General features: G+C 63.5%; 19 protein-coding genes and 1 pseudogene. 11 read left to right on the forward strand and 9 right to left on the reverse strand.

Annotated elements, in window-relative coordinates:
* Positions 1 to 27: 27 nt before the first annotated feature.
* The 3 genes from ACVJGD_RS14470 (at position 28) to ACVJGD_RS14480 (ending at position 3,262) form a co-directional block, all read left to right on the forward strand.
* On the forward strand, positions 28 to 1,107 hold the full coding sequence (locus ACVJGD_RS14470) for a BMP family ABC transporter substrate-binding protein (RefSeq protein WP_456634971.1): 1,080 nt from the start codon (positions 28 to 30) through the stop codon (positions 1,105 to 1,107).
* A 792-nt stretch (positions 1,108 to 1,899) separates the two neighbouring features.
* Positions 1,900 to 2,544, forward strand: a complete 645-nt coding sequence (locus ACVJGD_RS14475) for a cation transporter (protein ID WP_456634972.1) — start codon at positions 1,900 to 1,902, stop codon at positions 2,542 to 2,544.
* A gap of 166 nt (positions 2,545 to 2,710) precedes the next feature.
* Positions 2,711 to 3,262, forward strand: coding sequence for a GrpB family protein (locus tag ACVJGD_RS14480; RefSeq protein WP_456634973.1), 552 nt, complete (start codon positions 2,711 to 2,713; stop codon positions 3,260 to 3,262).
* Between the two features lie 133 nt (positions 3,263 to 3,395).
* Here ACVJGD_RS14480 and ACVJGD_RS14485 read toward each other — a convergent pair whose 3' ends face one another.
* Positions 3,396 to 4,745, reverse strand: a complete 1,350-nt coding sequence (locus tag ACVJGD_RS14485; RefSeq protein ID WP_456634974.1) for an 8-oxoguanine deaminase — start codon at positions 4,743 to 4,745, stop codon at positions 3,396 to 3,398.
* Between the two features lie 134 nt (positions 4,746 to 4,879).
* Here ACVJGD_RS14485 and ACVJGD_RS14490 point away from each other — a divergent pair, with 134 nt between their 5' ends.
* Both ACVJGD_RS14490 and ACVJGD_RS14495 read left to right on the forward strand, forming a co-directional pair.
* The gene (locus ACVJGD_RS14490) at positions 4,880 to 5,701 is read left to right on the forward strand and encodes an FAD binding domain-containing protein (RefSeq protein ID WP_456634975.1); all 822 of its coding nucleotides are present in this window, start codon (positions 4,880 to 4,882) and stop codon (positions 5,699 to 5,701) included.
* On the forward strand, positions 5,698 to 8,424 hold the full coding sequence (locus ACVJGD_RS14495; RefSeq protein ID WP_456634976.1) for a molybdopterin-dependent oxidoreductase: 2,727 nt from the start codon (positions 5,698 to 5,700) through the stop codon (positions 8,422 to 8,424). Before ACVJGD_RS14490 ends, ACVJGD_RS14495 begins: the two co-directional genes overlap by 4 nt.
* A 98-nt stretch (positions 8,425 to 8,522) precedes the next feature.
* On the opposite strand, the gene pucL is transcribed toward ACVJGD_RS14495, so the two are convergent.
* From pucL to ACVJGD_RS14520, 5 genes are all read right to left on the reverse strand, one after another.
* Positions 8,523 to 9,365, reverse strand: coding sequence for a factor-independent urate hydroxylase (gene pucL, locus ACVJGD_RS14500; protein WP_456634977.1), 843 nt, complete (start codon positions 9,363 to 9,365; stop codon positions 8,523 to 8,525).
* Positions 9,366 to 9,624: 259 nt separating this feature from the next.
* A complete protein-coding gene (uraD, locus tag ACVJGD_RS14505) occupies positions 9,625 to 10,509 on the reverse strand; it encodes a 2-oxo-4-hydroxy-4-carboxy-5-ureidoimidazoline decarboxylase (RefSeq protein ID WP_456634978.1) in 885 nt (294 codons plus the stop codon).
* A 4-nt stretch (positions 10,510 to 10,513) separates the two neighbouring features.
* Positions 10,514 to 11,452: an allantoinase PuuE gene (gene puuE, locus ACVJGD_RS14510; protein WP_456634979.1), complete on the reverse strand. Its 939-nt coding sequence runs from the start codon at positions 11,450 to 11,452 to the stop codon at positions 10,514 to 10,516.
* A complete protein-coding gene (locus ACVJGD_RS14515; protein WP_027579045.1) occupies positions 11,452 to 11,865 on the reverse strand; it encodes a DUF3830 family protein in 414 nt (137 codons plus the stop codon). The genes puuE and ACVJGD_RS14515 overlap by 1 nt, the downstream gene beginning before the upstream one ends.
* Before the next feature lie 92 nt (positions 11,866 to 11,957).
* Positions 11,958 to 12,248, reverse strand: coding sequence for a hypothetical protein (locus ACVJGD_RS14520; RefSeq protein WP_456634980.1), 291 nt, complete (start codon positions 12,246 to 12,248; stop codon positions 11,958 to 11,960).
* A gap of 240 nt (positions 12,249 to 12,488) precedes the next feature.
* On the opposite strand from ACVJGD_RS14520, the gene ACVJGD_RS14525 reads away from it, so the two are divergent.
* Complete coding sequence (locus ACVJGD_RS14525) at positions 12,489 to 12,722, forward strand: hypothetical protein (protein ID WP_456634981.1); 234 nt, start codon at positions 12,489 to 12,491, stop codon at positions 12,720 to 12,722.
* Positions 12,723 to 12,815: 93 nt separating this feature from the next.
* Entirely contained in the window at positions 12,816 to 13,550 is a 735-nt protein-coding gene (locus ACVJGD_RS14530; RefSeq protein ID WP_456640254.1) for an SDR family NAD(P)-dependent oxidoreductase, read from the forward strand.
* Here the strand turns inward: ACVJGD_RS14530 and ACVJGD_RS14535 are convergent.
* A complete protein-coding gene (locus ACVJGD_RS14535) occupies positions 13,543 to 14,418 on the reverse strand; it encodes an aldose 1-epimerase family protein (protein WP_456634982.1) in 876 nt (291 codons plus the stop codon). The two genes, ACVJGD_RS14530 and ACVJGD_RS14535, sit on opposite strands and share 8 nt — an antisense overlap.
* A gap of 159 nt (positions 14,419 to 14,577) precedes the next feature.
* Between ACVJGD_RS14535 and ACVJGD_RS14540 the strand changes: the two genes are divergently transcribed.
* From ACVJGD_RS14540 to ACVJGD_RS14555, 4 genes and pseudogenes are all read left to right on the forward strand, one after another.
* The gene (locus ACVJGD_RS14540; protein WP_456634983.1) at positions 14,578 to 16,131 is read left to right on the forward strand and encodes an ABC transporter substrate-binding protein; all 1,554 of its coding nucleotides are present in this window, start codon (positions 14,578 to 14,580) and stop codon (positions 16,129 to 16,131) included.
* Between the two features lie 376 nt (positions 16,132 to 16,507).
* Entirely contained in the window at positions 16,508 to 17,329 is an 822-nt protein-coding gene (locus ACVJGD_RS14545; RefSeq protein ID WP_456634984.1) for a CHAD domain-containing protein, read from the forward strand.
* Positions 17,330 to 17,472: 143 nt separating this feature from the next.
* Positions 17,473 to 18,711: pseudogene (locus ACVJGD_RS14550) on the forward strand (SulP family inorganic anion transporter); the annotation flags it as partial.
* 346 nt (positions 18,712 to 19,057) lie between these two features.
* On the forward strand, positions 19,058 to 19,816 hold the full coding sequence (locus ACVJGD_RS14555; protein WP_456634985.1) for an SDR family NAD(P)-dependent oxidoreductase: 759 nt from the start codon (positions 19,058 to 19,060) through the stop codon (positions 19,814 to 19,816).
* A gap of 133 nt (positions 19,817 to 19,949) precedes the next feature.
* On the opposite strand, the gene ACVJGD_RS14560 is transcribed toward ACVJGD_RS14555, so the two are convergent.
* Both ACVJGD_RS14560 and ACVJGD_RS14565 read right to left on the reverse strand, forming a co-directional pair.
* Positions 19,950 to 20,309, reverse strand: coding sequence for a hypothetical protein (locus ACVJGD_RS14560; RefSeq protein WP_456634986.1), 360 nt, complete (start codon positions 20,307 to 20,309; stop codon positions 19,950 to 19,952).
* A gap of 223 nt (positions 20,310 to 20,532) precedes the next feature.
* Positions 20,533 to 21,222, reverse strand: a complete 690-nt coding sequence (locus tag ACVJGD_RS14565; protein ID WP_456634987.1) for a TetR/AcrR family transcriptional regulator — start codon at positions 21,220 to 21,222, stop codon at positions 20,533 to 20,535.
* Positions 21,223 to 21,232: the final 10 nt, after the last annotated feature.

The following is a 21,232-nucleotide window of genomic DNA, read 5'->3' on the forward strand; positions in this document are numbered from 1 at the left end:
TCACCCCGACTGTTTGGAGATTGAACGATGAGGAAAACATTGCTTGCGGCCGCCGCCGCGCTTCTGCTCGCCGGAAGCATTTCGAGCGGCGCCTTGGCCGCCGACAAGCTGAAGGTCGGCTTCATCTATCTTGGCCCGGTCGGCGACCTCGGCTGGACCTATCAGCACGAACAGGCCCGCCAGGCGATGGTGAAGGAATTCGGCGACAAGATCGAGACCACCTATCTCGAGAACGTGCCCGAAGGTCCCGACGCCGAGCGCGCCATCGAGCAGCTCGTCCGCGCCGGCAACAAGCTGATCTTCACCACCTCGTTCGGCTACATGGATCCGACGCTGAAGGTGGCGAAGAAATATCCCAACGTGCATTTCGAGCACTGCTCGGGCTATAAGCGCGACAAGAACATGTCGACCTATTCGGCGCGCTGGTACCAGGGCCGCTACATCCAGGGCCAGATCGCGGCCAAGATGTCGAAGGCCGGCGTGCTCGGCTATATCGGCTCATTCCCGATTCCAGAGGTCGTCTCCGGTATCAATGCGACGATGATCGGCGCGCAGTCGATCAATCCCAATATCAAGGTCAAGATCATCTGGGTGAACACCTGGTTCGATCCCGGCAAGGAAGCCGACGCCGCCAAGGCGCTGCTCGATCAGGGCGCCGACATCATCATGCAGCACACGGACTCGCCGGCGCCGATGCAGATCGCCAGCGAACGCGGCAAGCTCGCTTTCGGCCAGGACTCCGAGATGATCAAGTTCGGTCCGAAGGCCCAGCTCACCTCGATCCTCGACACCTGGGCGCCCTACTACATTTCGCGCGTGAAGGCCGAACTCGACGGCACCTGGAAGTCCGAAGACATCTGGGGCGGCCTCGACACCAAGATGTTCGAGATGGCGCCCTACACCAACATGCCTGACGACGTGAAGAAGCTGGCCGAGGACACGCAGGCCGCGATCACCTCCGGCAAGCTGCAGCCGTTCAAGTGCCCGGTCGTCGCGCAGGACGGCAAGGAAGTCGAGTGCAAGGGCGGCGACCATCTCGCCGACGGCCAGATCCTCGGCATGAACTTCTACGTCAAAGGCATCGACGACAAGATCCCCGGGAAGTAGCTGCGCAGGTTCACCACATTCTCGGTGTCGTCCACTGCGAAAGCAGGGACCCATAACCACAGGGAGTTGTTGTGGCGTGAGCAAGCGGTTGCGGCGGAGCGCATCACAACGGCCTGTGGTTATGGGTCCCGGCTCAAGGCCGGGACGACGTGGGGAGAGATCACGATTCGAATTTCAAACAGCAGTGAGGATGTGAGTCCGCATTCTCGCGGCATTCGTTGCCCGAGTTTTGCGTCTCGTTTCACCCTCTCATCGAACAGAGGGCGCAGGGAAAGCCGGGTGCCGGTTGCACCCGTGGGCCCCGTGCAACAAAAAGCACGGGGGTAGGACCACAGGTCAACCGAAGCAACTCCGGCTTTCCCTGCGCGATGGTTTTACGGCTTACTTCGTGCTCTCCCCGGTGACCGGGCTTTCTTGCCACCGTCACCTGCGGGATACTTCCCGCAAGCTTAGCGCCAGCGTCGGGGCGCCAGAACCACACGACTTCGCCGTCCGTGAGTGTCACGCTCGTCAGTCGCAACACCCGCGTCCACCGCATCTCACCGCAACGTTCGTGACGATCGCGAGCCACCCCTCATTCGGGTGAGACGCGCGGAGTTAAATCACTGATTTGCCCGACGACGGAAGCGGAATATTTTTCGCGTGAGGGGTGGACAGACTTTTGGGTGATTTGCCCGTCGGGTTGTTGTGTCGCACCCACGTGCCGATATCGTCCTTGCGCCCGTAGCGAAGCAGGCCATAGCTGAACTAGAGCCAATTGCTAACAGCGGATCCCAAGCCTATCCTCGGCCCATGGCCGATTGCTGCTGCACACCGCCGCCCCTGGATTTCGGTAGCCCCAAAGGCACCGCCGCCAAATATCGGCGGGCGTTATGGACTGTTCTCGCTATCAATGCTGCCATGTTTGTGGTCGAGGTCGCCGCCGGACTTGCGGCGGGATCGGCATCGCTCCAAGCCGACGCCCTTGATTTCCTTGGCGATGCGGCAAACTACGGCATCAGCCTTTTTGTCGTTGGAATGGCCTTGCGCTACCGATCATCGGCTGCGCTGGCCAAAAGTGCGACGATGGGGGCCTTTGGCCTGTGGGTTGTCGGCACCGTCGTTTGGCATACCGTACAAGGCACGTTACCAAGCGCCTTCACGATGGGCACCGTCGGGCTTGCAGCCTTGGCGGCGAATGCGGCATCGTTCGCATTGCTATGGGCCCACCGCCACGGCGATGCAAATATGCGGTCCGCCTGGATTTGTACGCGCAATGACGTGCTCGGCAACGCGGCCGTTCTATTCGCCGCGCTGGGTGTCTTCGGCACGGGTACCGGATGGCCCGATGTCATCGTCGCCGCGATCATGGCCGCGCTTGCGATGCAAGGCGCGGCGACGGTAGCGAAACGCGCGTTCGATGAATTGCGGCAGCCATTGAGCATCCCTGCTGAGTAGTGCTCCGGCTCTGTTGGCACCGATGTCCGCCTGACGTAGTCTTGGTCTCATCAAGGAAAAAGGCGTTCGTCTCGTAGCGCAGAGGAACGCGCACCGATAACCGGGTAGTGAAGCCCGGGCCGCCAGCTGCGTGGTAAGGTTCCGTGAAAAGCGAGGGGGGTCCGGCATGGAAAAATACGGAGCCGGGTTAATTGTCGTCTCCGACTATGATCCCAACTGGCCAGGCTTGTTTGAGCAGGAGCGCTCGAGGATCAAGAATGCTCTCGGCTCGTTCGGTTTGGCCATCGAGCACGTGGGAAGCACTGCGGTTCCAGGTCTGCCATCGAAGCCCATCATCGACCTATTGGTTGGTGTACCCTCGCTTGACGAGGCGAGGGAACGATGCGTCGAGCCGATCGAGGAACTCGGCTACAGATATGTATCGGAGTACACGTCATGGCTCCCCGGCGAATTGTTCTTCCGGAAGGGACCTCCGGGACCATGGACCCACCACGTGCACTTGATGGAGCCATCTCATCCTCGCTGGGAAGCGCTTCTGGTGTTTCGGGATTATCTTCGCGCACACCCTGCGGCAGCCCGCGCCTACGCCAACATCAAGCAAGCCCTTGCTGCGTCCTCGAGAGAAGACATAGAAGCCTATCGAAACGGAAAAACCAGTTTCGTCGAAGAGACAACCGCGAAAGCTCGGGCATGGCGCGCGGATACACGAGGTCGATAGCAGGCGAGTTTACATGCTTAAGCCCGCCTCATTCAGACCGGCCTTCTTCTCTCAGCGCAAAGCGTCCAAGTGTTTGGCTTCGGTACGTCCTATTCGTTCCTTGCCAGGCGACGGAGTGTGGGCGCCGGCGACATCAGCCCAACTGCATGGCGTGAGCGGCGGCGGTGTGGCGGCGGATCAGGTCGGCGACATCCAGCCCTGGGATCGCGCCGTCGATCACGACCCAGTTGCCCGCGACCATCACGCGGTCGGCGCGGTGCGCCCCGCACAGCACCAGCGCGGCGAGCGGATCGCCATGGCCGGAGAAGCGGAGCTCGTCGAGCTTGAACAGGGCGAGATCGGCGGCCTTGCCGACGGCGATCTCGCCGAGCTCGGGACGGCCGACGCAGGCAGCGGAGCCCTTGGTCGCCCAGCGCAGCGCATCCTTGTGGCTGACGCGGCCCACGCCGTAACGCGCCCGCTGCACCAGGAACGCGGCGCGTACCTCCTGCATCAGATTGGATTCGTCGTTGGAGGCAGAGCCGTCGACGCCAAGCCCGATGCCGACGCCGGCCTCCTCCATCTCGCAAACCGGGCAGCAGCCTGACGCAAGCACCTGGTTGCTGCAGGCGCAATGGCTGATGCTGGTCCCGGCCTTGCCGAGCCGCTTCATCTCGTCGGCGTTGAAATGGATGCCGTGCGCCAGCCAGGTGCGCCCATTCAGCCAGCCGCATTGTTCGAGATAGTCCAGCGGCCGGCAGCGATACTTCTCCTCGCAGAACCTGTTCTCGTCCTCGGTCTCGGCGAGATGGGTGTGCAGGCGGACATCGAGCTTGTCGGCGAGCTCGGCGGTCTTCCGCATCAACGATGATGTCACCGAGAACGGCGAGCATGGCGCGAGCGCGATCTGCACCATCGCATCCGCGCCGCGCTGGTGATGCTTCGCGACCACGCGCGCGCTGTCGGCCAGAATCGTATCCTCATCCTGCACGACGCTATCGGGCGGCAGACCGCCATCGCGCACGGACAGATTCATGGAGCCGCGCGTCAGCAGCACTCGCAAGCCGAGGCGCCTTGCGATGGCCACCTCGATATCGACGGCTTCCTCGAGCCCGGCGGGAAACACATAGTGGTGATCGGTCGTGGTAGTGCAGCCCGACAGCAGCAGTTCCGACATTGCGACGGTGACGCCGAGCTGGAGCGATTCCGGCGTCAGCCGCGCCCAAACCGGATAAAGCGCCTTGAGCCAGGGGAACAGCTCGCGGTCGAGCGCGGCCGGTAGCGCCCTCGTCAGGGTCTGGTAGAAGTGATGATGGGTATTGATCAATCCCGGCAGTACAACGTGTTCGCCTGCGTCGAACACCGTTACCGACGTAGCCGTTGGCTCCTTGCCGCGGCCGACCAGTTCGACGATCTTGCCACCCTGCACCACGACGCCGCGTTCGGCGCCCTCTGCCAGAATGGAAAGCGGATCCTTGATCCAGGTCGGCTGTGTTTGGTCCATGATCCCACCATCTATCGAGAAGCATCGGTGTTTGGTTCAATGCAAGGACCGTCCCAATTATGGCAAACAATTGGCGTCGGTCTTGCAAGACTTGTTAAGTGAGGATGCATTCAGTTGAAAGCGTTGCCGTACCCATGGACTTGAATACGATTACGGAGGTCGCCCATCCGAAATCCCGGGCGCAACTGCCTGTTTGGACGGCAGGCGATGCTTGGCTCGCGGGCGGCACCTGGCTGTTCTCGGAGCCGCAGGCGCATCTGAGGCGGCTGATCGATCTCACCGATCTGAAATGGCCGGCGCTGACGATCGGCGACAGCGACTTCACCATCGCCGCCACCTGCACGGTGGCGCAGCTCGACGGCTTTGCCTGCCCGCCGGACTGGATCGCCTCGCCGCTGATCAACCAATGCTGTCGCTCCTTCCTCGCCTCATTCAAGATCTGGAAGACCGCGACCGTCGGCGGCAATATCTGCATGTCGCTGCCGGCCGGACCGATGATCTCGCTGGCTAGCGCGCTCGACGGCGTCTGCACGATCTGGCAGGCCGATCGCGGCGAGCGCAAGATTCCAGTCATCGACTTCGTCACTGGCAATCAACGGAACGTGCTTCAACCCGGCGACCTGCTGCGGCAGATCGATATTCCGCTCGCGGCGCTGCAACGACGTTCGGCGTTTCGCCAGATCTCGCTGACGCCGGTCGGCCGTTCGGCGGCACTGTTGATCGGAAGCATCGACAGCCAGGGTGGTTTTGCGCTGACCGTGACGGCCTCGACGATAAGGCCGATCAAGCTCGCCTTTGCCACTATCCCGGAACAGGAAGAACTGCGCGAGACGATCCTGCAGCGCATCCCGGACGATCTCTATCATACCGACATCCACGGCAAACCGATCTGGCGCAAGCACATGACGCTGCGGCTCGCGGAGGAGATCCGCGCCGAACTCGGGGCGCAGCCATGACCTTCGACATCAACGGCAAGACATTCTCGGAAACGCCGCAGGCCGGACAATGCCTGCGCACCTTCCTGCGCGACCTCGGGCATTTCGGCGTCAAGAAAGGCTGCGACGCCGGCGATTGCGGCGCCTGCACCGTGCTGCTCGACGGCGAGCCGGTGCATAGCTGCCTGATCCCGGCGTTCCGCGCCGACGGGCATTCGGTCACCACCATCGAGGGATTTGCGCCTGACGGCGGCACCCATCCGCTGCAACAGGCCTTCCTCGATGCGCAGGGATTCCAGTGCGGGTTCTGTACCGCCGGCATGATCCTCACCTGTGCATCGCTGAACCAGGCGCAGCGGCAGGATCTCGGCGCCTCGCTGAAGGGCAATATCTGCCGCTGCACCGGTTACGGCTCGATCAAGGACGCGCTCGACGGCAAGAGCAATATCGAGGACGCCGGCGCCGGCACCGCCTTCGGCCGCAGCCTGCCGGCGCCGGCCGGGCCGCTCGTGGTGCGCGGAGCGGCGCTCTACACTTTCGATACCAAGCTGGAAGGCCTGCTGCACGTCAAGCTGCTGCGCTCGCCGCATCCGCACGCGAAGATCGTCAGGGTCGACAAGAGCACGGCGCTCGCGGTGCCGGGCGTGCATGCGGTGCTGACCCATGAAGACGCACCAAAACTCCTGTTCTCGACCGCACGGCATGAGAAGGACTGGATGGACCCAGAGGACACGCGCGTCCTCGACGACGTCGTCCGCTTCATCGGCCAGAAGGTTGCCGCCGTCGTGGCGGAGACCGAGGCCGCGGCGGAAGAAGGCTGCCGCCGCCTCAAGGTCGACTACCAGATATTGCCAGCGGTGTTCGACCCGGCGGAGGCGATCGCGCCGGGCGCGCCGGTCCTGCATGGCGACAAGACGGTCGAGCAGCGCATCACCGCCCCCGCGCGCAATCTTGTGGCGGAAACTCATGGCGAATATGGCGACGTCGCGAAGGGGCTGGCGGAGGCCGCCGTCACCTATGAGGGGACGTTCACGACCCAGCGGGTCCAGCATGCGGCGCTGGAAACCCATGGCGGGCTCGCCTGGATCGACACTGAGGGCGTCCTCAACGTCCGCTCCAGCACGCAGGTGCCGTTCCTGACCCGGCGCGGGCTGTCGCAGATCTTCGATCTGTCCCCTGACAGGATCAGGGTGTTCTGCGAACGGGTCGGCGGCGGCTTTGGCGGCAAGCAGGAGATGTTTGTCGAGGATATCCTTGCGTTGGCCGCGCTCAAGACCGGACGCCCGGTCAAGCTCGAATTCACCCGCGAGGAGCAGTTCATCGGCACCTCGACGCGGCATCCGATGCGCGTCACGGTGAAGGCCGGCGCCGACAGGGACGGCAGACTGACCGCGCTGCAGCTCGACGTGCTCTCCAACACCGGCGCCTACGGCAACCATGCCGGCCCGGTGCTGTTTCATGCGGTGGCGGAATCGCTCAGCGTCTACAACTGTCCGAACAAGAAGGTCGACGCCGTCGTCGCCTACACCAACACGCTGCCGGCCGGCGCCTTCCGCGGCTACGGCCTGCCGCAAGGCCTGTTCGCCGTGGAAGCGGCGATCGACGAGCTCGCAAATCAGCTCGGCATCAATCCGTTCGACTTCCGCCGGCGCAACGTCGTCAAGCCCGGCGATTCCATGCTATCGCCGCCGCCTTCCCAATATCACGACGTGCTCTATGGCTCTTATGGCCTGGACCAGTGCCTCGACCTGGTCGAGCGCGCGATGGCGGACGAAACGCCAAAGCACGGACTGTCGCCCGAGTGGCTGGTCGGAGATGGCATGGCGCTGACGATGATCGACACCGTCCCACCGGCCGGACATCTCTCCGATTCCAAAATCGCCCTGCGCGAGGATGGCGGCTTCGAGCTGACGGTCGGCACGGCCGAATTCGGCAACGGTACCAGCACGGTGCATCGCCAGATCGCGGCGAGCGCGCTGGCGACGACGGTCGACCGCATCGTCCTGAAGCAATCCGACACCGCGCATGGCGGCCACGACACCGGCGCCTATGGCAGCGCCGGCATTTTTGTGGCCGGGCGCGCGACGCAGCACGCGGCGGAGAATCTTGCCGCCGCGATCAAGGCGCTCGCGGCGGAGGCGACCGAAGTGAATGCCGAGCTATGCTTGCTGGATGACGAAACTGTTGTCTGCGGCAAGCAGCGTCTATCGTTCGCTGAGCTTGCGAAGGCCGCGAAGGCGCGGGGCAACACGCTCGAAGCCAGCGGCAGCGCGCATGGCACGCCGCGTTCGGTGGCCTTCAACGTGCAGGGCTTTCGCGTCGCCGTGAACAAAGGCACCGGCGAAATCAGGATATTGAAGAGCGTGCAGGCGGCCGACGCCGGCCGCGTCGCCAACCCCATGCAATGCCGCGGGCAGATCGAGGGCGGCGTCGCGCAATCGCTGGGGGCAGCACTCTACGAGGAGCTCGTCATCGACGATGGCGGCCGGGTGATCAATCCGAAGTTCCGCGACTATCACCTGCCCTCTTACGCCGATGTGCCGCGCACGGACGTCTTCTTCGCGGAGACGTCGGATGCGGTCGGGCCAATGGGCGCGAAGTCGATGAGCGAGAGTCCCTACAACCCGGTCGCCGCCGCGCTCGGCAACGCCATCGCCAACGCCACCGGCATCCGCTTCACCACAATGCCGTTCAAGCCGGACCGGTTGTTTCCGGCACTGCATGAGAAGTACCGCGGTGGCTAATGCGTAGGGTGGGCAAAGCGAAGCGTGCCCACCCTACACGGGCAGTGGTGGATAGATGGTGGGCACGCTGCGCTTTGCCCACCCTACAGGAGAGAGGCTTATCCCCTACCCACCGTGCACTCGATCTGGCCGTGCGGCTCGTCGGTCGGCAGGAACACCTGGTTGTTGTTGTCTAGGCCGAAGGCGGAGAGGTTCATCAGGATGAAATGCATGTTCGGACAGGCCATGCTGATCTCGGAGATCTCCGGCACCGCCGCGAGCGCCGCCTCGCCCATCCGATAGAGGCTGTCCTGCACGCTCCAGCTATAGGTGGTCGAGAACACTTCGAGCAGCGTGTCGAGGATCTTCGCGTTCGTCGCCGGATAGCTTGCGGGCGTGCCCGACCATTTCCATGACGCCACCATGCTGGTCGCGCAGATGCGGTCGTGAGTCTCGGCAAGCGTGGTGTAGGGGTCCTTGACGTAATTCTCCCAGCCCGACTGGGTCGACTTCATGAAGGCGAAGCCGTCGACGCCCGAGGCGAGCGCCATCGGTCCGCCTCTGCTCGCGACGAGTTCGACGGTCGGCTTGCCGTTGCCGTCGAGCACGAAGCTGTGCGGATGCGGCTTGCCGCCGAAGCTCAGCCTGTTCCACCTGGTCTCGTGCGAGGTGATCGACACCGATGACACCTGCGGATAGGTGTCGAAATACTTCTGCGCCAAGACCTGGCAGAAGTCTTCCGCCGAGAGGGCGGTGTTCTCGCGGGCGACGACGTTGACGACGTTCTTGATGGTGTCGGTCGACACCGTGTCGGAATTGTCCGCATTCGTATAGGTGCGGGCGAAATCGCCCTCGAGCATCGCCTTGATGTTGAGCTGGCTGACCTCGTGCCTGTCACCGTCGCGATGAATGCGCATCACGCGGACGCGGCCCTTGCCGTAGCGGTTCTTGATCAGCGGCACGTGAAAGCCTCCCGTTCAGTCGGTAAATTCAACCCGAGCGTTGCGCCCGACCCATCAATAATGAGCAACGTTTGTGCCATCGGGCAAGCTTCCGGCACGGCAAAGTGATCTATGAGGCATGCTCACCTGCCGCCCCTCATCCTGAGGAGCGCGGAACGCGCGTCTCGAAGGATGAGGCCACAGCGGGGGCCTCATGGTTCTCAAGGCGATGCGAAGCATCGTCCGGAGACGCGCTGCGCGCTCCTCACCATGAGGGGCTTTAGCTCCCGCGATAGGTCGCATAGCTCCAGGGCGTCACCAGCAGCGGCACGTGGAGGTGGCCTTCGGGCTCGCTCACGGCAAAGCGCAGCGGGATGCGGTCGAGGAAGGGCGGATCGGAGAGCGGCACCTGCCGGCTCGCAAAATACTCGCCGACGCTGAACAGGAGCTCGTACTTCCCTGATGGCACCGGGCGGCCGCCGATCAGCGGCTGATCGGTGCGGCCGTCGGCGTTGGTCACCCTGCGCGTCACCACGCGGCTCAAGCCGAGATCGGACAGCTCGATCAATTCGACCGCAATGCCGGCGGCAGGCTTGCCGCTATGGGTGTCCAGCACATGCGTGGAGAGGCGACCGTGCACCGGAAGGCGATCCTCAGCGGTCACAAGCTGATCGAGACGCAGCGCCGCGATGCGGCAGATCTCCTCGATCGATCTCTGCATCTCGGTCGGCACATCGTTCGGCAGCCGCCGCTCGAAATCGCGCAGGATCGAATCCCTGGTGTGGCGGCGCACGCAGACGATATAGGGGAAGCCGAATTTCGAGCGATAGTCGTTGTTGACGCGCTCGAACGCGTCGTATTCGGCATCCGACAATCGGTCGAGACCGACGCTGTGCTGCTCGGCATTGGATTCGGCGGTAAGGCCCGCGGCGCGCTGGGTCTTGTCGGCGAGATCGGGATGCGCCTTGATCAGCGCGAGGCGGAGTTCGGCCGGCGCGCGCTCGACCGCAGCTTTCATTGCCCTGAACAACACGTTGATGCCGGCGAACGGCCGCTGCGTCGCTACCTGCTCGGCGATCCACGGCGAGTGCTCGAATATATTGGCGAGCGCCGCAATGAACTCGTCACGGCTGGAACTGTTGAGATCGGCGATCGTTATCGACATCGCCCTATCCGATGTTGAAGGCCTGTTCGGCGAGCTGCTTGTGATGGACGTGCCAGTGCTCGGCGATCTGCAGCCGCGTCGGCACCCAGACGCGGTCGTGCTTTGCGATGTAGTCGAGGAAGCGCATCAACGCCGCGGCGCGGCCGGGACGGCCGACCAGACGGCAATGCAGGCCGACCGACATCATCTTCGGCGAGGTCTCGCCCTCGGCATAGAGCACATCGAAACTGTCCTTCAGATAGGTGAAGAACTGATCGCCACCGCCAAAGCCCTGCGGGTTGACGAAGCGCATGTCGTTGGCATCGAGCGTATAGGGGATGACCAGATGCGGCTCGACGCCGTCGGCCTTGATCCAGTACGGGAGATCGTCGGCATAGGAATCGCAGAGATATGCGAGACCGCCCGCTTCCATCAAAAGCCTGAGCGTATTGATGGAGGAGCGACCGGTGTACCAGCCGAGCGGCCGCGCGCCGGTCGCCTCGGTATGCACGCGGATCGCTTCCGCGATCTCGGCGCGCTCCTCGCTCTCCGACATGTCCTTGTGCTCGACCCATCTGAGACTGTGGCTCGCGATGTCCCAGCCCGCCTCCTTCATCGCGGCGACGATTTCGGGATTGCGCTTCAATGCCATTGCGACGCCGAACACGGTGGTCGGCAATTTGCGCTCGCCGAACAGGCGCCACAGCCGCCAGAAGCCGGCGCGCGAGCCGTATTCGAACATCGATTCGATATTGGCATGGCGCTGGCCGGGCCAGGGCTGCGCGCCGAGCACGTCCGACAGGAACGCTTCGGAGGCGCTGTCGCCATGCAGGACGTTGTTCTCGCCGCCCTCCTCGAAATTCACCACGAACTGCACGGCGATGCGGGCATTGCCCGGCCATTTCGGATCGGGCGGGTTGCGGCCGTAGCCGCGGAGATCGCGCGGATATCTCGCTTCTGCCACTACACTTCCTCGAAACGGATCTTCTGCGCGCCCTTCCAGAGCACGGTCTTGCCGAAGGTCACGAGGTTCTCGAGCCCCGACGTCAGCGTGATGAAATGGTTGCCGGCGAGCTGGCCCATCTTGCTCGCGAAATGCACGCCGCCATAGGCGAGCAGGATCTCGGTTTCGCTGATGCCGCCGGGGTAGAGGATGATCTGACCGGGCGCCGGATAGCTGGTGTGGTTCTCGTAGGAAACGCCGAAGTCGAGATCGCCGAGCGGCATCCAGACCCCCTCGCCGCTCCAGCGGACATGGATCGCCTGGCTCTCGAACGGCATCGCCTTGCGGAACGCCGCAACCGTCTTCGGCGCCAGCGCCTCTTCAAAGCGCGCATCGAATTTGAAGTCTCCGGCATGGACAATCAGTTTGCTCATCGATCTCTTCTCTTGTGGCTGGGAACGGTCGTTCGCTACCGCATTGCAGCGCGCAGTCGGAAGCAAGGACCATTCCAGAGGGGAATGTCGGCCTAGTTTCTCCGATCGTACGACCAGCCGAACAGTCCGCTGCGCTGCGTCTCGGGCTCGGGCGACGGCGCCTCCCTCACCTCGGCCTGCGGTGGCGGTGGAGGCGGCGCCGGCAGGTTCTCGCATTTCATCGCGTACACCAGTTCGCCTTTCGCAGTGCGGCCGATCGGGGCGCAATCGTCGGCCCGCGCGGCCGCGCCTTTTGTCGCACCCTTGGTGTCCTTTGGCACAAGCTGCGTCTGCGCCCAGACCGGCGAGGCGACCAACAGCAGAACTGGTAAAAACTTCTTCATCGGCTTCACTCGTTGAGAATACTTTGCCTTATTGAACCGGATGCGCACCGGCAAGCCCATGATACCGCGACCGCCCTGTAAAGCCTGCTGAATATTTAGCCGTGACCAAGAAATTTGCTCGCCGCTTCGTGATGGGCACAACCGTTATAACCGTCGGCGCACATCGCTATCTCCTCATTGCGCTGAGGTGCGAGCCGCGCAGGCCTCGCCGACAAAGCGTGATAAAGCCGGGAGAACCACATGAAGACCTTCATCACCATCCTTGGGTCAGCTTTGATTATTGCATCGTCCGTACAGTTCGCTGCGGCCGCGCAGCGGCATCACTACAAGAAGTCGGATCGTGTCGTGGTGCGCCAGCAGCCGCGTGATTACAATGCGTATGCGGCGTGGCGCGCCCCCGCGCCGGCGCCCGAGTTCTACGGCTACGCGCCGAGCTACTTCACCGGTGGCTATTCGGCGCCCGCCGGCCACTAAGCCGATCGAGGTTGAACGTAAAAGGCCGGCCGCCGATTGCGGTCGGCCTTTTTCGTGTAACGTGCCGTTGCGGCCTTCTGAATGGAGAGAATGATGACGACAGCGACATTGCGCGGCCATGTGGCGCTCGTGACCGGAGGTTCGCGCGGCATTGGCGCTGCGATCGTGCACGCGTTGGCGGACCAAGGCGCGGCCGTGGCGATCAACTATCGCGAGCGTGCGGGAGAGGCGGATGCGTTGGCAAAGGCGATCACGGCCTCGGGCGGAAAGGCGATCGCGATCGCCGCGGACGTTTCGCAAGGCCCGGCGGTTGCGCAACTCGTACAACGCGCCACGGCCGAACTCGGCCCGATCGACATCCTCGTCAACAATGCCGGCATCGCGATCACGCGCGGCGTCGACGATCTCACCGAAGCCGACTTCGATCAGACCATCACGGTGAACCTGAAATCGGTGTTCCTGTGCACGCAGGCGGTGCTGCCGGCGATGCGGGCGAAGCAATGGGGCCGCATCATCAACATCTCCTCGGGCGCCGCAAGGGGCGCCGGCGCGATCGGCCCGCACTACAACGCATCGAAGGCCGGCGTCGAGGGATTGACGCGCGGCTATGCCGCCCGCCTGGTCAAGGAAGGCATCACCGTCAACGCGGTCGCGCCCTCGCTGATCGAGACCGACATGATGAAGGGCCAGCCCGGTCTGGTCAGCCGGATCCCGCTCGGCCGTTTCGGCACCGCCGACGAAGTCGCGCAGGCTGTCATGATGCTGATCGGCAACGCCTACATGACCGGCCAAACGGTCGCGATGAGCGGCGGCATGGCCTTCAACTAGCGACGCGAATTCGGTAGCTCAGCGATCGGCTTGCCCCCGGCGCGATCTGCATCAGGCCGGGCTTGCCTGCGAACTCGCCGTCGAAATCCGCCGGGCTGGCAAAGCCGTGCCACGGCTCGATGCACAGGAACGGCGCGCCACCGGGCTTTGACCAGATGCCGAGTTCGCGGAAACCGTCCCAGGAAATTTCGATCGATGGCCCGCGATCGGCGGCATAGCGCACCGACGTGCTTGCGAGCCGGTCGAGGATCACAGCGTCATCGTCGAACAGCCGCTCGGAGAGTGCGAGCGTCCTGCCCTTGACCGGAGATGGCTGCGCATCCGGCCGCATTAGACCGCCTTCGAGCCGCCGGATCGGCGCGGGCTCGTCGTTCGAGAAGGTCAGCGCGTAGGCTTCCTTCGCAAGCCCCGGAAGCAGCGGCCAGCCAAACGCAGGATGTCCGCCGAGCGACGCCGGCAGCGTCTCATCACCGGGGTTGGCGATCTCGAACGTCACCTCCAGATCGGCGCCTCGTGCCGCATAGGTCACCTCCAGGCGGAAGGCGAAGGGATAGCGGGCGCGGGTCGCGTCATTGTCCGCCAGCACCAGCTTGCAGGACGCGTCCTCGCGCGCGACCCATTCAAACCGCTGATCGCGCGCGAAGCCGTGCTGCGTCATCGGGTAGATCTTCCCCTTGTGGCGCAGTCCATCATTCTTCAGCCGCCCCACGATCGGAAACAACAGCGGCGCATGCCGCGGCCATTCCGGCCCGGCCTGCCACAACAGCTCGAGCCCGTCCGCAGTCTTCAGCGAACAGAGCTCGGCGCCGGCGGCCTTGATCATCGCGGCAATACCGTCACTTCGGATGATGTGGGTGTCCGTGTTCACGTCTGACCTCGCGGGAAAGCGTACCAATCCCTGTATATTTTTTGGGCTGACGATGTCGAGACTTTCATCTTGCCGGGGCAATCGCGGTTATGTGAGCCTCCCCGGAAAGCCGCCGTTCGGAAGCGAATTGCGGCTGTTCCGATGCGAGAAAGTCAGGTCATGTTCAAACGGCTGTTGGTTGCCTTCCTCCTCACCACCGCAAGCGTTGGCACCGCGATGGCGCAAGAATCGCCAAAGATGGGAGGCGTGATCAACACAGTGATCCAGCCCGAACCGCCTGGCCTGATGCTGGCGATGATCCAGAACGGCCCCACGCAAATGGTGGCCGGCAATATCTTTGAAGGGCTGTTGCGCTACAGCCCGAAACTGGAGCCGCTTCCCGGCCTCGCGGAGAGCTGGACCGTCAGCCCAGACGCCAAGGTCTACACCTTCAAGCTCAAGCCGGGCGTGACCTGGCATGACGGCAAGCCGTTCACCTCGGCCGACGTGCTGTTCTCGATCGACATGCTCAAGCAGACACACGCGCGCGCCCGCAATAACCTGTTGCAGGTCGAGAAGGTCGAGGCACCCGACGACCTCACCGTGGTGTTCACGCTCAAGGAGCCGTTCGGTCCGTTCCTTGGCATTTTCGAGGTCGGCTCGATGCCGATGATCCCAAAGCACCTCTATGCGGGCACCGACTTCAAGACCAACCCCTACAACAATGCGCCCATCGGCACCGGTCCCTTCATGTTCAAGGAGTGGAAGAAGGGCTCGTTCATCCACCTCGTGAAGAACCCGAACTACCATGAGAAGGGCAAGCCCTATCTCGATGAGATCTATTGGCAAATCATTCCCGACGCCGCGGCGCGTTCGGTCGCGTATGAGACCGGGAAGGTCGACGTGCTGCCCGGCGGCTCCGTGGAAAATTTCGACGTGCCGCGCCTGTCGAAGCTCAAGGACACCTGCGTGACCGGTGCCGGCTGGGAGTTCTTCAGCCCGCTCGCCTGGCTGTGGCTCAACAACCGCCAGGGGCCGACCGCGAACAAGAAAGTGCGTCAGGCGATCATGTATGCGATCGACCGCAACTTCGCCAAGGACGTGATCTGGAACGGGCTCGGCAAGGTCGCCACCGGTCCCTCGTCCTCAGCCATCAAGTTCTATACCGACAACGTGCCGAAATACGACTTCAACCCGGCCAAGGCCAAAGCGCTGCTCAAGGAGGCCGGCTACAATGGCGAGAAGGTCCGCCTGCTGCCACTTGCCTATGGCGAGACCTGGCAACGCTGGGGCGAAGCCGTGAAGCAGAACCTGCAGGATGTCGGCATGAACATCGAGATGATCGCGACCGACGTGCCCGGCGGCAACCAGAAGATCAGCGATTGGGACTACGACATCGCCTTCACCTATCTCTATCAGTACGGCGATCCGGCGCTCGGCGTCGGCCGCAACTACGTCTCCACCGCCATCGCCAAAGGACAGATGTTCAACAATGTCGAGGGATACTCGAACCCCGAAATCGACAAGCTGTTCGCTGAAGGCGCGATCGCGACGCCCGACTCCAAGCGTAAGGAGATCTACGAGAAGGCGCAGAAGATCCTGGTCGAGGATGTCCCGGTCGCCTGGATGCTGGAATTGCAGTTTCCAACTATTACGCGCTGCAAGGTGAAGAACCTCATCACGACAGCGATCGGTGTCAATGACGGCTTTCGCGACGCCTGGATCGAGAAGTAACGATCTCGAATTAGATCATTCCAATCGCGTCCGCGATGGACGCTGCGCTCCCTCTCCCGCTTGCGGGGGAGGGCTGGGGTGGGGGTATCTCCACGATACGACTATCGGTGAGGAGAGAGCCCTCACCCGCTGCGCCGGAGGCGCAGCGACCTCTCCCGCAAGCGGGAGAGGTAAAGTGCGACGGATTGCTGCTTGATCTGGCGCAATGCCTATTTGACAGCCTGCCTCCAAAAACCGTTTGATCGAGGCAGGAACCGCCGGACGAGGACTCGCGGCTCCTAATCCGGGACGTGAGTCACTTATGAAGCGATCGAAAAGGTCTGCGAAGGAGCGTATTTCCCGCCCCAAGCGGACCCCTGCACGGCTGAGCGGCGAAATGCCCTGTGCGACTGTGTTTCGTCTTGTCGCTTCCGCCTGCCTCGAAGACGTCAAGGCTCACCATCGCGGCGCCCGTAACGGCGATACCGTTGCGGTGCATCAAACGCGGGTGGCGCTGACCCGCCTGCGCGCGGCGATCGCTTTCTTTGAGCCGATGGTGGAGGATCCCGAATGGACGCGCCTGAAGTCCGAGCTGAAATGGCTTAACGGATATCTTGGCGCCACGCGCGACCTCGATGTCGCGATCGGGAATGCTCCGCGCGAGCGGTTGTTCAGGACAGCCCGGGTCGAGAGCCAGCGGCAGCTCAGGCGGGCGCTGACGTCAGACCGCTATCGCCAGTGGTTCAAGGACATCGTCGATTGGGTCAACCACGGTCCATGGGTTGATATGAGCGACCGCCGCCTGGTGCGACTCCGGGCATCGCCTGCCTCCGAGTATCACGCGCGCCGGCTCGCCGGCTGGCATGAAAAGCTCGTCGAGAACAGCCGCGGTCTGAAGGGAATGGGCAAACGCAAGCAGCACCGGGTGCGCCTGGCCAGCAAACGGCTGCGCTATGCGATCGAGTTCTCCGAAGACGTGCTGTCGAAGGGCGATTTTGCGCCGTGGCGCGCGATCGTGAAACAGCTCCGCAAGGCACAGCAGATTCTCGGCGAACTGCACGACGCCGAGGCCGCGCGAGCGCTCGCGGCAGAGCTGCAACAGCGCGTCAAGACAACCCGCGCGGGCGGCCCGCGGAAACCGCTCGAGCTGCTGGATAAGAAGGAGAAAGGGCGGCTGCTCCGGCGCGCCGCGGCTGCATACCGCAAGATTGCATCCTAGGCGGGAAATTGCGGTCAACCCCGTATTTGTCCGGGCAGGTTTGTCGATCAGGCGCATTTCTTGCTGTGCACGATTCGGCTAACTACCAAGCAAGAAACTCCCGCCCTCTCTCACAAAAACCTCCCGCCCTCTCGGTTGACCGCATGTCCGACGGTTCTTCGACGGCCCACCTTTATCGCCCGAAACTGGTGACCACCCTGGGCGAAGGCTACAGCCTCGACAAACTCCGACAGGATGCCGTGGCGGGCCTCACCGTGGCGGTGGTCGCGCTGCCGCTCTCGATGGCAATCGCGGTAGCCTCCGGGGTGACGCCGGAACGCGGACTTTTCACCGCGATCGTCGGCGGTTTCCTGGTGTCGGCGCTTGGCGGAAGCCGGTTTCAGATCGGCGGACCGGCAGGCGCCTTCATCGTGCTGGTGGCGGCGACCGTCGCCCAGCTCGGCCTCGATGGTCTGTTGCTGACCGTGCTGGTGTCCGGGGTGATGCTGACCCTGATCGGCGCGACGGGTCTCGGATCGCTGATCCGTTACATGCCGCATCCCGTGACCGTCGGCTTCACCTGCGGAATTGCGGTGACCATCTTTGCGAGCCAGATCACTGACCTGTTCGGCCTGACGCTCGCCGGTCCCGAACCGGGCCCTCTGCTCGCCAAGCTGATCGTGCTCGGCCAGGCGCTTCCGACCCTGAACTGGTCCGCGCTCGGCATTGGCGCAGGCACGGCCGCGATGATCTTCGTGTTGCGGCAGTGGCGGCCGACCTGGCCGGGAATGCTGATCGCCATTGCGATCGCCTCGGTCGTCGCGCTGGTGCTACAACTGCCGGTTGAGACCATCGGTACCCGTTTCGGTGAAATCCCCCACAGCCTGCCGGCACCGCATGTGCCTGATATCTCCTATGATCTCCTGCTGAAGGTCTTGCCGGCGGCGTTCTCGTTCACGCTGCTCGGCGGTGTCGAAAGCCTGCTGTCGGCAAAGGTCGCCGACAGCATGACCGGCCGCAAGCACCGTTCCAACATGGAGCTGGTCGCGCAAGGCATTGCCAACATCGCCTCCGCCTTGTTCGGCGGCATCAGCGTCACCGGCACCATCGCGCGCACGGCAACCAATATCCGCGCCGGCGGCCGCAGCCCGCTCTCCGGCATGCTGCACTCCGTCTATCTGCTGCTATTCATGCTCGTTGCCGCACCCCTGGCGCGCTACATCCCGCTCGCGGCGCTCGCCGGCGTCCTGGTCGTGGTCTGCTGGTACATGGCGGAGAAGGAGGAATTCGTCCGCCTGGTGAAGGACTGGCGCAGCGGCGTGGTGCTGGTGCCGACCTTCGCGCTGACGATCTTCAAGGATCTGACCTTCGGCATCGTCGCAGGCTGCATCCTCGCCGTCATCTTCGCGCGGCTCGGCAATCCGCAAAAGCCGGAGGACGCTTAGAGCTTCGGTTTCTGATTGCCCCGTCATTGCGAGGAGCGAAGCGACGAAGCAATCCATGCCGCAGCAAGCGGAGAGATGGATTGCTTCGCTTCGCTCGCAATGACGGCCAATCAGAACCGAAGTATTAGATTATCGTCTTGACGCGTTTTCTGCACGCGAACCGGCATCCGCTTCGCTCCAAAGCGCTTTTGGGACCCAAGCGCATGCCAAAAAGGTGATCGGCCGGGCTTCGCATTGACAAGATGCCCGCCTATATCAACCCCTGCTTGTATTATGCCTGTCATTCAAAGCCAGGGGATCAATCATGGCGAGCCCATCCGTTCTCGAACCGACGGCCCCGCAAGGCAGCGTGCTGATCGCAGGCGTCGGCGCTTCCCAGGGGGTGGGCGCGGCCATCGCCCGCCGGTTCGCCGCGGGCGGATACCCGGTCGCAATCGCAGGCCGCAATGCCGAGAAGCTCGCAGTGACAGCCGCGGAGCTTGCGGCTGCGGGCGCCAAGGTCGCCCATGTCGTTGGCGATGCCTCCAAGCCGGCCGATGTCGCGCGCTTCGTCGAGGCGGCGCAACAGCTCGCGCCGCTTGCGATGGCGGTGCACAATGCCGGCTCGAACCGTTGGGCGCCGTTCCTGAAGGTAAGCGAGGAGCAGTTCGAGTCACATTGGCGCGAGCATGCACTCGGCGGGTTTCACGTGGCGCAGGCGGCAATCCCCGCACTGCTTGCGCGCGGCGGCGGCACGCTGGTGTTCACGGGCGCGAGCGGCTCGCTGCGCGGCAAGGCCAATTTCGCGCCATTTGCCGCCGCCAAGGCCGCGCTGCGCGCGCTGGCGCAGAGCATCGCGCGGGAATTCGGTCCCCAGGGCATCCATGTCGGCCATGTCGTGATCGACGGCGGCATCGAGGGCGATCGGCTGCTGACTTTTCGCCCCCAATTGAAGGAGGAGCGCGGACCCGACGGCCTCCTCAACATCGCCGCGATCGCGGAGGCCTATTGGGTGCTGCACCATCAGCACCGCAGCGCCTGGACCCACGAGCTCGACCTGCGTCCCTGGGCGGAGTCGTTTTAGAGGTGCGGCCCGGCCGCGAGTTTGCTTCACCTCCCCCGCTTGCGGGGGAGGTCGGAGCGCATCGCCAGATGCGATCCGGGTGAGGGAGCGCAGCGTCCATCGCGGATGGACTTCGGCGTGATCTTATCCAGTTCTACGTCATGCTGCCCGGGAGGAAGCAGCGGATCGTGATTCCCGTGCTGCCTTTCATCGGCCACACCATGGTCCGGCCGGCGCGGTTCGGCTCGGTGATTACGGCCTCATCCGGCACCATGATCCATTGTCCCTCCAGACGGACCCGGTAATGCCCATCCTTGGACTCCCAATCCGGATCGGCCACCGCGACGCCGTCGGCATCCGAGCAGCAGGGCCCGAGCTTGCTCTTGAGGCTGTCGAACCAGGGTTTGAGTGGCGAGTTGGAATAACGTCCATCATCGCGGGCCATCAGGGTTCCTGTTGGAACGACGAGGAGAATTGTCAGGACTGAAGTCCGAAGCAAATTTATGCGAGCCATGTCCGTGCCCTGACGAGACGCCCGTCCCCAATTTTGACAAACCGGGAACCCCGGACGAAGTTCCACGCATGGACCCGATTGGGACAGCTCTCCACAGGAATGGATAGAGCGGGATGATTTTTGCTTCCTGCTCTATCTTTTTGTTCGAGCATGATCTCCGCGCAAACGCTTCGCGTCTGTCGCGAGGGAGAACCGGTACCCGCTTTTCCGGATCATGCGCCCGTCAGCGCCGGACGGCGCATCCCTCCAGGAACAGGGTTGTACAGGCCTCGGCGCGGCGCTCGAGTTCGGCACGATCGGGCGGCGGCTGACGACCGAACACAACGGAGCGCTGCGGCTCGAAGACGAGCATGCCGAGCAGCATGCCGGCCGCCGCCTCCGGATCAATCTCCCGAAGCGTGATCAGGCCGCGCCCCTCCTGCGTGCGCAACCAGTTTGCCAGCGTGGCCACCGTTCGCCGCATCGCACTCCTGTAAAAAGTCTCGGCGATATCGGGAAATCGATCGCTGTCGGCGAGGATCAGACGCTGCAGTGCAATCACCTCGCCATCCAGGATCAGCTCGGCGCAGGCAAGGCAGGCCTCGCGTAGCGCGCCCTTGATGTTGCTGCCGTCGCAGGCGCGCAGCCGCACGCCCGAAACGAACCGGTCCATCCGGTCCGCGACCATGCCTTCAAACAGAGCCTGCTTGCCGGGAACGAGCCGGTAGAGCGTCTTGGTGGAGATGCCGGCGCGGCGCGCCACATCGTCCATGTTGGTCGCCGCAAAACCCCTGGCGGCAAATTCGCGCCGCGCCGCCTCGTAGATCATCGCGCGCGTCTCATCGTCGGAGCGTAGCGGCGGCCTGCCCCGGCTGCGACGCTCAGGCGCCGTACCGGCCTTGTCCGCTCTGCCCTGCTTTGTCGTGACCGTCATGCCACCCGAG

The sequence above is a fragment of the Bradyrhizobium sp. USDA 10063 genome (genome assembly GCF_054063735.1).